Annotated in this window: 9 protein-coding genes and 1 pseudogene; 5 read left to right on the top strand and 5 right to left on the bottom strand. The window is 61.5% G+C overall.

Annotated elements, in window-relative coordinates; translation table 11 throughout:
* Positions 1-5: 5 nt before the first annotated feature.
* Positions 6-467 carry a hypothetical protein gene (locus BBJ66_RS06725; protein ID WP_071085990.1) on the bottom strand — a complete coding sequence of 154 codons (462 nt, stop codon included), beginning with the start codon at positions 465-467 and terminating at the stop codon, positions 6-8.
* 213 nt (positions 468-680) lie between these two features.
* Positions 681-2,435 (bottom strand): alkaline phosphatase, encoded by a 1,755-nt coding sequence (locus BBJ66_RS06720; RefSeq protein ID WP_071085843.1) that lies wholly within the window; start codon positions 2,433-2,435, stop codon positions 681-683.
* A gap of 68 nt (positions 2,436-2,503) precedes the next feature.
* Here BBJ66_RS06720 and BBJ66_RS34870 point away from each other — a divergent pair.
* The 3 genes and pseudogenes from BBJ66_RS34870 (at position 2,504) to BBJ66_RS06705 (ending at position 4,776) form a co-directional block, all read left to right on the top strand.
* Positions 2,504-2,733, top strand: a pseudogene (locus tag BBJ66_RS34870) (hypothetical protein).
* Between the two features lie 111 nt (positions 2,734-2,844).
* On the top strand, positions 2,845-3,879 hold the full coding sequence (locus tag BBJ66_RS06710; RefSeq protein WP_049733259.1) for an aspartate-semialdehyde dehydrogenase: 1,035 nt from the start codon (positions 2,845-2,847) through the stop codon (positions 3,877-3,879).
* Between the two features lie 75 nt (positions 3,880-3,954).
* Positions 3,955-4,776, top strand: coding sequence for a lytic murein transglycosylase (locus tag BBJ66_RS06705; RefSeq protein WP_049733258.1), 822 nt, complete (start codon positions 3,955-3,957; stop codon positions 4,774-4,776).
* A gap of 50 nt (positions 4,777-4,826) precedes the next feature.
* Here the strand turns inward: BBJ66_RS06705 and BBJ66_RS06700 are convergent, their stop codons facing one another.
* The 3 genes from BBJ66_RS06700 to pdxY all read right to left on the bottom strand — a co-directional run bounded on the left by BBJ66_RS06700 (position 4,827) and on the right by pdxY (position 8,125).
* Positions 4,827-6,440, bottom strand: a complete 1,614-nt coding sequence (locus BBJ66_RS06700) for a GGDEF domain-containing protein (protein WP_049733257.1) — start codon at positions 6,438-6,440, stop codon at positions 4,827-4,829.
* A gap of 96 nt (positions 6,441-6,536) precedes the next feature.
* On the bottom strand, positions 6,537-7,178 hold the full coding sequence (locus BBJ66_RS06695; protein ID WP_049733256.1) for a carbonic anhydrase: 642 nt from the start codon (positions 7,176-7,178) through the stop codon (positions 6,537-6,539).
* A gap of 71 nt (positions 7,179-7,249) precedes the next feature.
* The gene (pdxY, locus tag BBJ66_RS06690) at positions 7,250-8,125 is read right to left on the bottom strand and encodes a pyridoxal kinase PdxY (RefSeq protein WP_049733255.1); all 876 of its coding nucleotides are present in this window, start codon (positions 8,123-8,125) and stop codon (positions 7,250-7,252) included.
* A gap of 274 nt (positions 8,126-8,399) precedes the next feature.
* Between pdxY and BBJ66_RS06685 the strand changes: the two genes are divergently transcribed.
* Both BBJ66_RS06685 and BBJ66_RS06680 read left to right on the top strand, forming a co-directional pair.
* On the top strand, positions 8,400-13,175 hold the full coding sequence (locus BBJ66_RS06685) for an NAD-glutamate dehydrogenase (RefSeq protein ID WP_071085841.1): 4,776 nt from the start codon (positions 8,400-8,402) through the stop codon (positions 13,173-13,175).
* 23 nt (positions 13,176-13,198) lie between these two features.
* Positions 13,199-14,587, top strand: a complete 1,389-nt coding sequence (locus BBJ66_RS06680) for an MFS transporter (protein WP_049733253.1) — start codon at positions 13,199-13,201, stop codon at positions 14,585-14,587.
* Positions 14,588-14,589: the final 2 nt, after the last annotated feature.

Raw genomic sequence — 14,589 nt, 5'->3', positions numbered from 1 at the left:
TCGGTTCAGGCCGCGGAATATTCGGCCTGGCGGATCCGCAGCAGGCTGACGAAGCCGGTATCCGGGTCCGTCCAGGAACCATATTCCAGCATGCCGCGCACTTCGATCGTCTGGCGCGGCTGCACGAAGGTCTGTTTCTCCGAGAGATAGACGACGACGATATTGTCAGGCCAGTCCGCATCCGAGGAGCAGAAGGGGCAGAGCGACATCGGCACCTCGGTGAGCACGAAGAACTGCGCCTCGGCCTTCAGCGGCGGCGCCATGAAGCCCTTCATGCTGATTTCCTGGCTCGCGAGCTGCTTCACCTTCTCGGAGAATTCGAGGCCGAGCACGCCGAACTTGCCATAGAGCTCGTCAAAGGAGAGTGAAGCATCGCCGGCGCGAACGGTGGAAGCGGCAAAGGGAAGCGCAACGGCGGCGCCGATCAGCCGGCGGCGGCTGAGATGCAGCGAAGAGAATATGTCCATGGCGACCTCCAGGAAACAAATCCCGGCCGCTGAACGGCCGGGACCATGATCGACGAAAGAGGCAAGGCCGGCAAGCAGCCTTGCGGGGATCGGCCAGAGCATGATGCCGAAAAGTGTGAGCGGTTTTCGGACGACATCATGCTCTATTTCTTTGATCGCGATGCGGATTCAGATTTTAGGCCGATCCGGCCTAAAATCATCCGCGTCGAGAGATCAGTTCGTCTGCTTGGCGCCGAGCGCGAAAGTGTCGGCGAGCACGCGATAAACATCGCTCTGTTCCATGTAGCCATGGAACTCCTCGGAGCCTGGACCGGCCGACTGCAGGACGACGTCGTCGACCGCATGGACGCCGCTCTCGCTGCTCTTCGGAAGATTGCCCTGAACGAAGACGGCGCCGGGAACATCCTTGTACTGTTCGTTGGCGACATATTCCTTCTTTTCGTTCTGGACAGCCGGAACGAAAGGGCCGTCGAGCTTGGGACGGAAGGTCTCGTAATGGTCAGGGCCGTTATTGGCGCTGAGGAACAGGCGGCGGCTGACGTCGATCTTGTCGGGGTAGCCGTCGCCGTTTTCGTCCTTGTAGTTCGGGAAGCCGGCTTCGGCATAGGTGCCGACCTTTTCGCGCATTTCTGTGCCGGGCTTCTCGTCATCGACGGTGCCGATGATCGAAACGCCGTGCGTGTGGTCGCCGGTGACGACGATCAGCGTATCCGGATGCGCCTTCTGGAATTCGCGCGCGACGCCGATCGCCTGGTCGAATTCGATGGTTTCGACGACGGCGCGATCCCAATCGAGCGGATGCGACATCTTGTCGATCGAAGAACCTTCGACCATCAGGAAGAAGCCGTTCGGATTCTTGGAGAGGCGGTCGAGCGCGACCTTGGTCATGGCGACGAGACCCGGCTGGTTCGGGAACTTGTCGACTGTGCCTTTCTTCAGGAATTCGCGGTCGAGCGTCACGTCCATATTGCCGGTGTGGAACAGGCCGAGGAGATTGCCGGCGGCCGATGCATTGGCGGCGAGCTCGTTCTTATCGGTCGCGAGCTTGTAGCCGGCATCCTGGAACAGCTTAATATAGTCCTGGTTGTCCTTGCGCTTGGAACCGGCGACCTCCTTGCCGAGGAAATAGGCCGAACCACCGCCGAGCAGGACTTCCGGCTTGACGTCGAGCAGCATGCCGACAATGTCAGCCTTATCGTTGCGGCTGCGGGTATGGGAAACGACGGCAGCTGGCGTCGCGTCCTCCACCTCAGCCGTCGCGACGATGCCGATCGACTTCTTGGTCGTGCGGCGGACGGCTTCGCCAAAGGTTTCCACACGCGGGTCATCGAGCGTGGCCGGCGTACGGTCGGCATAGACGCCGAGCGCGTTGACGGCCGTCTTGTGACCCGTCATCAAGGCCGACATGGTATTGGCCGAATCCGTGGCGACGGCATTCGTCGCCGATGTGCCGATAAACGCCATATGATCGAGATCGTCCATGTTGAGACGGCCGTTTGCCTTGCCTTCGGCCATTCCCTTGGACATGATGCGGGCGGCGGTGCGGTGCGCCACGGAAAGGCCGTCGCCGAGCAGGAAGATGATGTTCTTGGCCTTCGGCTGAGCCGCGGTCTCATAAACGTTCCAGGTAACGGACTTCGTTTCATCGCCGGCAGCGACTTCGATCTTGTAGTCGCCCGGAGCGGAAATCTTAAGGCCGCGCAACAGGAGAGCGGAGCCGAGAGCCTTGTCTTCCTTGCCCTTTTCCAGTTCGACGAACTGCGATTCACCGCCGAGAACAGTCTTGTAATCCTGGCCGTTGACGGTGATCTTCACGTCTTCGGGCTTGACCTGCTTGTTGAGTTCGACCTTGAAATCGAACGGTGAGCCGGCAAGAATCGTCGCGCGATCGAACGGATAGACCGTCGTCGCCTGAGCGGCGCCCGCAAGGATGGTGGTGGCCGCAAAGGCGGCAAGAAGCGTACGCATGGAAAACCCCCGTTTTCGTTGCAGACATTGCTAACCCGGCCGGGATACCTCCCGAGGATGACAGCGGCATGACAAAACGTCGCAGCGGTGGGCCGCCGCTTTCGCGTCCTGCTTCGAGCGCAAAAACCTTGACTCCTGTGGAAAACCTTCTAAGAGCAACAGCGGAAAAGGAATCTCCATGGTTCGCGACGAACACGCCATTGCTGACCGCAATGACCGGGCACAGGTTGCCGGGGTGGACATTGCCGTTCCGGTTTCTGCCAAAACCAAGGCCAAAACGACGACGAAAACCGTCTGACGTCTCTGGCCTGCCGCTCTCTCCCCGGCTTGGCTGGGGACAGGAAGACGCGACCCGTCGCGCCTTTCCCCTCACCAGACCAGAGGAGAGAAGAGAAAGAGAGCTTGAGAAATGGGTTTCAAAGTAGCAGTTGCAGGAGCGACCGGAAATGTCGGCCGGGAGATTCTCAACATCCTTTCCGAGCGGGGCTTCCCCGCCGATGAGGTCGTGGCGCTTGCCTCCGCGCGTTCGCAAGGCACCGAGGTTTCCTATGGTGACCGGACGCTGAAGGTTTCCAATATGGAGAATTACGATTTCTCCGATACCGATATCTGCCTGATGTCGGCCGGCGGTGAGGTCTCCAAGAAGTTCTCGCCGAAGATCGGCCAGCAGGGCTGCGTCGTCATCGACAATTCCTCGGCTTGGCGTTACGACGCCGACGTGCCGCTGATCGTGCCGGAAGTGAACCCGGATGCCATCAGCCTGTTCACCAAGCGCAACATCATCGCCAATCCGAATTGCTCGACCGCCCAGCTGGTGGTGGCGCTGAAGCCGCTGCACGACTTCGCCAAGATCAAGCGTGTCGTCATCTCGACCTACCAGTCGGTCTCCGGCGCCGGCAAGGACGGCATGGACGAGCTCTTCAATCAGACGCGCGCCGTCTTCGTCGCCGATCCGATCGAGAACAAGAAGTTCACTAAGCGTATCGCATTCAACGTCATCCCGCACATCGACGTCTTCATGGAAGACGGTTACACCAAGGAAGAGTGGAAGGTGCTGGCCGAGACGAAGAAGATGCTCGACCCGAAGATCAAGGTGACCTGCACCGCGGTGCGCGTGCCGGTTTTCATCGGTCATTCGGAATCGGTCAACATCGAGTTCGAAAACGAGATCACCGCCGACCAGGCCCGCGACATCCTGCGCGACGCACCGGGCTGCCTCGTCATCGACAAGCGTGAGAACGGCGGCTACATCACGCCGTATGAATCCGCCGGCGAGGACGCAACCTACATCTCGCGCATCCGGGAAGATGCGACGGTCGAAAACGGCCTCAACATCTGGGTGGTCTCCGACAATCTGCGCAAGGGCGCGGCATTGAACGCCATCCAGATCGCCGAGCTGCTCGTCAATCGCGGCCTTGTCAAGCCGCGCAAGCAGGCTGCCTGATACCATTTGTAAACCATAAGATGCTAAAGCCCTGCTCGGTGAGCGGGGCTTTTCCGGGCAAAGTGGGGTTTCTCAATGCGCATGACAAAGTTATTTCTGGCGGCCGCTGCGGCAATGGGGATTCTCCATGTGGTACCGGCGTTCGCGCAAGGACCGCAATGTGGCAATACCAGCGCCGGCTTCGACGCCTGGGTCGCCGATTTCAAACAGACGGCAGCGGCCAACGGCGTCAGCCAGTCGGTGCTCAGCCGCGCCTTCGCCAACGTCAATTACAACAAACCGACGATCGCCGCCGACCGCGGCCAGAAGAGCTTCAAACTCTCCTTCGACGCGTTCATGCAGAAGCGCGGCGGCGCCGCCGTCATCTCCCGCGGCCGCAGTATGAAGGCCGCCAACCAGGCGCTTTTTGCCTCGATCGAGCGCCGTTTCGGCGTTCCGGCCGGCCCGCTGATCGCAATCTGGGGCATGGAGACCGGTTTTGGCAGCTATATGGGCAACCAGCATACGCTGTCGGCCGTTTCGACGCTCGCCTATGACTGCCGCCGTTCGGATTATTTCACCGACCAGCTCTATGCCGCGCTCCAGCTCGTCTCCGAGGGTTATCTGAGCCCGCAGGCCAAGGGTGCCGCCCATGGTGAAATCGGCCAGACGCAGTTTCTGCCGCGCAATGTCGTGCGCTTCGGTGCCGACGGCGATGGCGACGGCCGCGTCGACATGGTCGGTTCCCGCGCCGATGCGTTGGCCTCGACCGCGAATTTCCTCAAGGGCCATGGCTGGCGCGCCGGCGCCGGCTATCAGCCGGGAGAGCCGAACTTCGTTGCCATCCAGGGCTGGAACGCCGCCAGCGTCTACCAGCAGGCTATCGCCTATATCGGTCAGCAGATCGACGGCCGGTAAGCCTCTATCGACAGGAATGACAGGAAACGCCGCGAGATGCGGCGTTTTTTTCATAGGCGGGAATCAAAACCGCCGCCGGACGCCGTCTTGCGGCGCTCCTCGTGCGCCGGCACGATCGGCCCCGAAACGACGCAGTTGCGGCCGGAGGCCTTGGCAGCGTAAAGCGAGAGATCGGCGCGTTTGACCAGATCCTCGAAATTCCGGTTGGCGGCGTCATTTGCCCGGCCGGCGCATCCGAAACTCGCCGTCACTTTGAGGATATCGCCGCTCTCCAATGGGATTTCCGCCGCCTCGATCGCCAGCCGCACGCGCTCGGCAACGATTGCTGCGTCGTCGGGGGTCGAATCCGGCAGGAGCGCCAGGAACTCCTCGCCGCCATGGCGCACCAGCAGATCGAAGGAGCGGAAATTCTCGCGCGCGACGCCCGCGACATGCCGGAGCACGGCATCGCCGGCATCATGGCCGTTGACATCGTTGATCTTCTTGAAATGATCGAGGTCGAAGAGCACGACAGAAATCCAGCGTGATCCGTGCTCGGCCTGCGTGAGAAGGGCCGAGGCGGCGAACTCGAAGCCGCGCCTGTTGTAAAGACCGGTCAGGAGATCGGTCTGGGCCGCGTTGCGCAACTCGCCGACCAGCGTCTCCCGGTCCCTTGCCAGCCGGTCGATCAGGCGCAGGCCCCTTGCCGCCAGCAGCATCACCAACGTCGCGAGAATGAGCAGGCCGGCGCACAGCGCCAGGATCCGCGTCAGATGCAAATGCGAGCGCGTCGAAAAATTTTCGCCGGTCTCGTGAATATCGCTCGCCGCCTCGATCATCTTCTGCTGCAGGAAAGCCATGCGTTCGCTCTGCGCAGCCGCCCAGGCCTCGCGCACCGCGCCCTTCGGCCGCGATCCGGCGAGGATGGCATCGGTGATCGCATTCGCCTTCACCTGGTCGCGGCGACCGAGATAGGCGACGATATCCCGCACGATCGGCGCCGCCGAATGAAAGACCATGTGGTCCATGCCCTCGCCGAGCATGACCTTGCCCTGGATGAACAGCTCCACCGGAAATCTGGCGGAAACACCATGATCGAGATATCGGGTGCCAACACCGGTAATCAGCCTTTCGCCGTAATAGGCCAGCATGATGCCCATCAGCTGGTTGGATTTCTCGAGCAGCACCGGATCGCTGATCAGGGGTGACAGCGCATCGACGACGGCAAGCTGCTTGAGGGCTGCATACCAGTAGATCGACCCGGGATCACTGCCGACATAGCGGCCCTGGTCGACGGCACTGCGCGCGGCGACGATGCGGCTGTAGGCAAGGCTGAGCATCGACAATTCTTCCACAAGCCCTTCGTCGAGCGTATCGCGGGAAGGCAGGCTGGCATAGAAGGCAAGGCGCTCGTCATCGAGCGTTGCCCGGCTTCGCTGCATATCGGCGGCGCTCTTGCTGCTGGGACGCGCGAGATAAAGGCGAGTGGCGCCGATTTCACTCAGGATCTCCGTGGCTGCGATGGAGCCGCCGCGGGCGAGCACGTCGGCGAACTGCCGGTCTTTCTCCAGATCCCTATACTGCTTGACCGAAGCCCGTATGACGACGACGCCTTCAATGAGCATGAAGACGAAGGGCAGCATGATGGCGGCCAGGATAACCCTTTTGATGGTCTCGAACTTCATCGCCAATCGCCACGGTGATCAAAACGTCGGTCGTGCGCGACCAATTGACGGCAATCTTAGCAGCAATTCTTAATAAACTGATAAAGCGGCAGATCCCTAGATTTCGGGACGAATGAAGTCACGTGTCTCGGCATCCATCACCCAGAGTTCGCCTGTGGAAATATCGAACCAGGCGCCATGAAGATGCATTTTTCCCGCTTCCTCGAGCGCCTTGATGTCGGGAAAGCTTCTGAGATTATCGATCGAATTGCGGATCGACACACGCTCCAGCGCCGTCTGCCGCTCGGCGGCCGTCATCACGTCATTGCTCTGGATCTGCTCGGCGGCGGGCTTGACCAGCGACATCCAGCGGCCGATGAAATCGCCCGGCGACAGCGGCTCGGCATTCGGATCGAGCGCGGCGCGGATGCCGCCGCAGCGGCCATGGCCCATCACGACGATATCCGAGACCTTCAGCGCCTGCACCGCAAATTCGAGCGCGGCCGATGTTGAATGGAAATGACCGTCCGGCTCGTAGGGCGGCACCATGTTGGCGACGTTGCGGATGACGAAGAGCTCACCGGGGCCGGCATCGAAGATCAGCTCCGGCGCCGCACGTGAATCCGAACAGGCAATGACCAGCGTGCTGGGGCTTTGACCGTTTTCGGCAAGCAGCCGATACCTGTCGCGGGCGTCGGCATAACGCCCGTTCATAAAGTTGCGGTAACCGTCCAGAAGGGAATTTGGAAAACGCTGCATGCTTCTGGATTAGCGCGCGCGGCAGACAATTTCAACTGCTGCAATGCAAAATGAACGCGTCGGCATATGCGTCATTTTTTCCGCCGCTGCGCCGGGTGCACGAGCCGGCGCATCTGCACCATCGCCATCGGCGTCGAAAGGCTGGAAGCATCGCTCGCCAGCATTAGCTCGTTGCTGCCGCGCCTGACGGCACGCGCCAGCACTTCGAAGACGCTGGCCGTGGCAAGCTGCAGCGCTTTTTCGTCCTCGAGACCGGAAAGCAGACGCGACAGGAAGACGGCGGCCAGCAAGTCGCCAAGACCGTTCGGCGGGTTTTCGACGACACGGTGTTCGGCAAGAAGCGCGTGGCGGCCGGAAAGATAGAGATTGCCGGTACCGCCCGCCATCATCGGCACGGCCGAGGTGACGAGCATGCGCGACGGCCCGAGCGCCAGCGCCGCCTCCATGATCGCGCTGTTGTCTTCGAGCGCCGCCCCGGAAAGCCATGCAAGCTCGTAGCGGTTCGGCGTCGCGAGCGAGGCGAGCGGGATGAGATGGTCGCGAATGGCCTCGGCGGTCGCTTCCGGCACGTAGAGCCCGCCGAGATCGCCCATGACGGGATCGCAGACATAGAGCAGCTCGGGATTATCCTGCCTGAGCGCGGCGATCAGCCGGGCGACGGAGCGCGCCTGTGCGGCATTGCCGAAATAGCCCGAAAGCACTGCCTTGACTTCGCCGATCCAGGGCGCCCGGATCAGATCGTCGATCGCCGCGTCGAAATCCGCTTCCGCAAATGTCAGCCGCGTCGAGCGGCCGTGGCCGGGATGCCAGGGCAGCACGATGGTTGGCAGCGCCCAGACCGGATGACCGAGCGTCTCCAGCGCAAACACGGCCGCCCGGTTGCCGACCGAGCCGCGCACCACATGACTGGAGATGACGATGACTGCGCCCGCTGCATTTTCCGACATGATATCAAGATCCGAATGACGATGCGTTTGATGATCTTTTTGACGCCACGCTGTCAACCATTCTTCATGTGAGCATGGAAATGTGTGTGAAACGAAAAACCTAAAAAGAGGCCCTTCCGTTCATTTTGGCCACGAAAGCGAAAAATCTCTGACAATTTCCCATTTTCTGGGTCAAAAAAGCGTCAAAACAATCTTTCAGGCCCCCATTTTAGAGATTTTTTCGAGGAATCTTCTGCTAGCTTGCAGAAAACCAGTCCATTGCGGGAGGCGATTCATGGCTGCCAGAAACAATCCGAAACGGGAAAAGCAGATCGAAAGCGCGCGCAAGATCGCCAAGGCGACGGGCGAGGCGCATCTCGATCCGGAAATTCTCTTCGGACGGGCCAGCAATGACGATCTCGAACTCTATACGCCGGAGATGCTGGCGCTCTCCGCCGTGCATTCGGCAAAGGAACTTGCCGCCTGGAACGGCAAGGCGCCGCGCGTCGGCATCGACACCATTGCCGATGTGACCCCTGACGGCACTGCCGTGTCGGTGCTTTCGGTCACCGACCGGAACATGCCTTTCCTGTTTGAGTCGGTCATGGGTGAGGTGACGAGCACCTATCGCGACCTGTTCATGGCCGTGCATCCCATCCTGGTCATGGAGAAGGGCAAGGCGCCTGCGCTCTATTCCGCCGATCACCCGAGCGACCCGGCCAGCCGCGTCAGCCATATCCAGCTCCATATCGCACCGCTCAATTCCGCCCAGGCCGCAGATCTCGTCAAACGCGTCGAAACCGTGCTCGAACAGGTCCGTCTGTCGGTCTCCGACTGGAAGCCGATGCTTTCCAAGATCGACGGCGTGATCGCCGAGCTTTCAGCCAATGGCGCCAGCCGGAAGAAGGCCGATCGCGATGAAGCCGTCGCCTTCCTGACATGGCTGCGCGACGAGAATTTCACGTTCCTCGGGATGCGTGAATATGTCTATTCCGGCAAGGGTGCCGACGCCAAGGTCGAGCGAGACAAGGGTGCGGGCCTCGGCATGCTCTCCAACCCTGATGTTCTGGTGCTGCGCACCGGCAAGGATGCCGTGACGACGACGCCTGAAATTCTTGCCTTCCTCGACGGCCCCGACTTCCTGATCGTCACCAAGGCGAATGTGAAATCCATCGTCCATCGCCGGGCCTATATGGATTATGTCGGCGTCAAACGCTTCGACGCAAACGGCAACGTCACCGGCGAGCTGCGCATCGTCGGGCTTTTCACCTCGACGGCCTATACGTCGCTCGCCTCTGAAATCCCGCTGCTGCGTTCCAAGATCGAGAAGGTGAAGGAGCATTTCGGCTTCGACCCGATGAGCCATTCCGGCCGCATGCTCGACAACACGCTGGAATCCTATCCGCGCGACGACCTTTTCCAGATCGACACCACGCTGCTTGCCAGTTTTGCCGAGCAGATCAATGACCTCGCCGACCGTCCGCGCGTGCGTGTCCTGCCGCGCATCGACCATTTCGACCGCTTCGTCTCGGTGATCGTGTATGTGCCGCGCGAGGAATACGACTCGATCGTCCGCGAGCGGATCGGCACCTATCTGAAGACGGTCTATGACGGTCGTGTCTCCGCCTATTACCCGGCTTTCCCGGAAGGCGGCGTGGCGCGCGTGCATTTCATTATCGGCCGCTCCGGCGGCAAGACGCCGCGCATTCCCCAGGCAAAGCTCGAGCAGGTGATCCGCGAGATCACCGCCCGTTGGGACGATCGTTTCGAGGCGCTGGCCGGACCCAAGGCGCCGAAAATCTCCGTCGACCAGGCCTTCCAGGATTCCTTCACGCCTGAAGAAACCGTGGCCGACCTCGCCGATATCGGCGCCTGCGCCGCAGGCGAGCCGCTTCGCATTCAGTTCTACCATCGCCAGGAAGATGAGGGCCGGACCCTCTCGCTGAAGATCTTCCACGCCGGCGGCCAGCTGGCGCTGTCGCGCCGCGTGCCGCTTCTTGAGAATCTCGGCTTCAATGTCGTCAGCGAACGCACCTTCGACATCGACGTACCGGCCGCGGACGGAGAAACGAAACTCGTCGTGCTGCACGATATGGAGCTCGAGGCCCGCAACGGCGGCGACATCGATCTGCAGCGTTACGGCGCCCCTCTCGAGGAAGCCTTCGTCGCCGCCTTCGCCGGCACGATCGACAATGACAGCTTCAACCGGCTGATCCTCTCGGCCGGGCTCTCGGCGCGCGAGACGAACGTACTGCGCGCCTATGCCCGTTATCTCCGCCAGGCCGGCATCGCCTATTCGCAGGATTATATCGCCACCACGCTCGACAAATATCCCGGTGTCGCGGCCGCCATCTTCCGGCTGTTCCACGACACCCTCGATACCAAGCTTTCCGAAAAGGTCCGCATCAAGAAGCTGGCCGACCTGCACCAGGCGATCGAAACCGAGCTTGCCGAGGTGCCGAGCCTCGACGACGACCGCATCCTGCGCCGCTACGTCAATATCGTCGATGCGACGCTGCGCACCAATTATTTCCAGAGGAACCCGGATGGCTCGCCGAAGCCGATGCTGGCCTTCAAGCTCGATCCGCACCTGGTCGACGGGCTGCCGCAGCCGAAACCCTTCCGCGAAATGTTCGTCTATGGCGTCGAGGTCGAAGGCGTGCACCTGCGCTTCGGCAAGGTGGCGCGCGGGGGTCTGCGCTGGTCGGATCGCGCCGAGGATTACCGCACCGAGGTGCTCGGCCTCGTCAAGGCCCAGCAGGTGAAGAACGCGGTCATAGTGCCGGTCGGCGCCAAGGGCGGCTTTTATCCGAAAAAGCTCCCCGTCGGCGGCAGCCGCGACGAGATCTTCAATGCCGGCCGCGAGGCTTACAAGACCTATATCCGCACGCTGCTGTCGATCACCGACAATATATCGGGCGCCGAGATCGTACCGCCGAAGGATACGGTCAGGCTCGATGGTGACGATCCCTATTTCGTGGTCGCCGCCGACAAGGGCACCGCGACCTTCTCCGACACCGCCAATGCGCTTGCGCAGGAAGCCGGTTTCTGGCTGGACGATGCCTTCGCCTCCGGCGGCTCGGCCGGTTACGACCATAAGAAGATGGGCATCACTGCCCGCGGCGCCTGGGAAACCGTCAAACGCCATTTCCGTGAAATGGACATCGACATCCAGACGACGCCCTTCACCGTTGCCGGCGTCGGCGACATGTCGGGCGACGTTTTCGGCAACGGCATGCTGCTCTCTCCGAAGATCCGGCTGATAGCCGCCTTCGATCACCGCGATATCGTTATCGATCCCGATCCCGATATGGAAAAGACGCTTGCCGAGCGCCAGCGGCTCTTCGACCTGCCGCGCTCGAGCTGGCAGGATTTCGACAAAAGCGTGCTCTCCAAGGGGGCGATGATCATTTCCCGTGCGATGAAATCGGTCACGCTGACACCGGAAGCGGTGGCCGCGATCGGCATCGACAAATCAGTCGCCACGCCTTTTGAGATCATCACGGCGATCCTGAAAAGCCCGGTCGACCTGCTCTGGTTCGGCGGCATCGGCACCTATGTGAAAGCGCCGTCCGAAACCGACGCCGAAGTCGGCGACCGCGCCAACGACCCGATCCGCGTGACGGCTGCGGAGGTGCGCGCCAAGGTGATCGGTGAGGGCGCAAACCTCGGCGTCACCCAGAAAGGCCGCATCGCCTATGGTCTCAACGGCGGGCGCTGCAACTCCGACGCCATCGACAACTCGGCTGGCGTCAACACCTCGGACGTCGAAGTCAACATCAAGATCGCACTGGCCGCCGCCATGCATGACGGCCGTCTGACGCGGGCAAAACGCGACCAGCTTCTGTCTTCGATGACCGGCGAAGTGGCGAGCCTGGTGCTGCGCAACAACTATCTGCAGTCGCTGGCGATCTCGCTGACCGAACGCAAGGGCACCGCCAATGGTCTGGAGCTTGGCCGTTTCATGAGCGTGCTCGAGGGCGCCGGTCAGTTGAACCGCAAGGTCGAGACTTTGCCGGACGAGCAGACGCTGGCCGAACGCTATGCCGCCGGCAAGCCGCTGACGCGGCCGGAAATCGGTGTGCTGGTATCCTATGCCAAGATCGTGCTCTTCGATGCGCTGGCCGCCAGCGATCTGCCGGACGATCCCTATTTTACCGCGACGCTTTTGAATTATTTCCCCATCAAAATGCAGAAGTCGAACGCCGGCGATATCGCCGGTCACCGGCTGAAGCGCGAAATTGTCGCGACGGTGCTTGCCAACGAAGCGATCAACCGCGGCGGGCCGAGCTTCACCGTTGCGATGATGGACGCGACGGCGGCTTCGGCATCGGAAGTGGTGCGCGCCGCAATCGTCGCCCGCGACGGTTTCGACCTGACCCGGCTCTGGGCCGAGACGGATGCGCTCGACGGCAAAATATCGGGCGAGATGCAGAACCGTATCTACGAGGAAATCAGCCATAGCTTTACCGTATTGACGCGCCTGCTCCTGAAGACCGGCATGACCAAGGCCGATATGGCCGAGGTGATTAGCCGGCTGCAGGCTGCGCTGAAAAAACTGCGGCCCGCCTTCGCCGAACAATCGGCCGGCGATGCAGCGGCGCGCCAGGCCGAATACGCCCAATCGGGCGTGCCGGAAAAGCTCGCGGCCGAGATCGCCAACCTCCAGAGCTTCGCGCTGGTGCCTGAAATCATGCAGATTGCAGAACGCACCGGAGAGCCGCTGGTGCGTGCCGCCGAAAACTACTTCGCGGTGTCGCAGACTTTCCGGATTGCCAGGCTGCTGGCGGCGGGCGGGCGGATCCTCACCTCCGACCATTACGAGAACCTGGCGCTTGCCCGCAGCATCGACCAGATCGCCAGCGCAAGACGCGATATCGTCATCTCGGCGCTGTCCGATCACGGCAAGGAAAAGCTCCCCGTTCAGGCCTGGCATGCCCAGGATCGCATCCGCATCAACCGGATCGTCGAAGAGCTTTCGAGCCTCAGCGACGGCGGCGATCCCAACCTTGCGCGCATTACCGTTGCCGCAGGTATCCTGACCGATCTTGCGCGCGACCGGGTGAGGTGAGACAGTCCGCGAAAAAGGAGCGGATGTTGAATCGCATCGATTGGACAGGAACGCGGCCGCCGAAGGCCACGGAGAAGGGCATCTGGGGGTGGATGTTCTTCGATTGGGCAGCCCAGCCCTTCTTTACCGTGGTCACCACCTTCATCTTCGGACCCTATTTCGTATCCCGCCTGACCGACGACCCGGTTTCCGCGCAGACGACGTGGAGCAACATGGCGACGATCTCCTCGGTGATCATCGCCCTGCTCTCGCCCATCCTCGGCTCGATCGCCGACCAGTCGGGCGCCCGCAAACCCTGGATCGGCTTTTTCGCGATCATCAAGATCGTCAGCCTTTTCTGCCTGTGGTTCGCAGCCCCCGGCTCGCCCGTTGTTTATCCCGTCATTTTCATGATCCTCGCCTCGATCTCGGCGGAGTTTTCGATCGTCTTCAACGATTCGATGATGCCGCGACTCGTGGCCAAGCACGAGGTCGGCAAGCTCTCCAACACCGCTTGGGGGCTCGGTTATCTCGGCGGCATCATCGTGCTCATCGCCGTCGTCACGCTTTTGGCGGCGAGCCCGGAGAGCGGCAAGACCATCCTTGGACTCGATCCGCTGTTCGGCCTCGATCCTCGGACCGGAGAGGATGCACGCATCACCGGGCCGATCTCGGCCGTCTGGTATCTGATCTTCATCCTGCCGATGTTTTTCTTCACGCCGGATGTCGGCAGGGGCCTTCCCTTCGGCACCGCCGTCCGCGCCGGCCTGCGGGAAGTGAAAAACACGCTTGCCGAACTCAAGGAGCGCCGCGGCATCCTGAGGTTTCTTATCGCCCGTATGATCTACCAGGACGGCGTCAACGGCCTACTGATCCTCGGCGGCATTTTCGCCGCCGGCATGTTCGGTTGGGCGACGATCGAGATCGGCATTTACGGCATCATCCTGAACGTCGTCGCAATCTTTGGCTGCCTGATCGCCGGCCGCATCGACAAGGGTGTCGGTTCGAAGGTGACCGTCGTCATCAGCCTCACCATGCTGCTTCTCGCCACCATCGGCATCATTTCGACAGGGCCGGGCTACACGCTGTTCGGCCTTCTGCCGCTGCCGACGGCGGATTCCGGCGGCCTCTTCGGCACCGCCGCGGAAAAAGCCTATATCCTTTACGGCCTGTTGATCGGGTTCGCCTTCGGGCCGGTTCAGGCTTCGTCGCGCTCCTATCTCGCCCGCAGCGTCAGCCCTGAAGAAGCCGGCCGCTACTTCGGCATCTACGCGCTTTCGGGGCGCGCCACGAGTTTCATGGCGACGCTGCTCTTCTCGCTGATGACCTATCTGAGCGGATCACCGCGGCTCGGAATGGCAACGCTGATCCTGTTTCTCGCCAGCGGCCTGGTGCTGCTCGTCCGCACGCCCTATCCGGCGGATCGGGCATAGAC

Source organism: Rhizobium sp. RSm-3, from assembly GCF_001854685.1.
In the GTDB taxonomy this organism is placed as follows: Bacteria; Pseudomonadota; Alphaproteobacteria; order Rhizobiales; family Rhizobiaceae; genus Rhizobium; species Rhizobium ecuadorense.
Note: the sequence above shows the minus strand (reverse complement) of the source record. Positions and strands in the feature narration are given on the sequence as shown.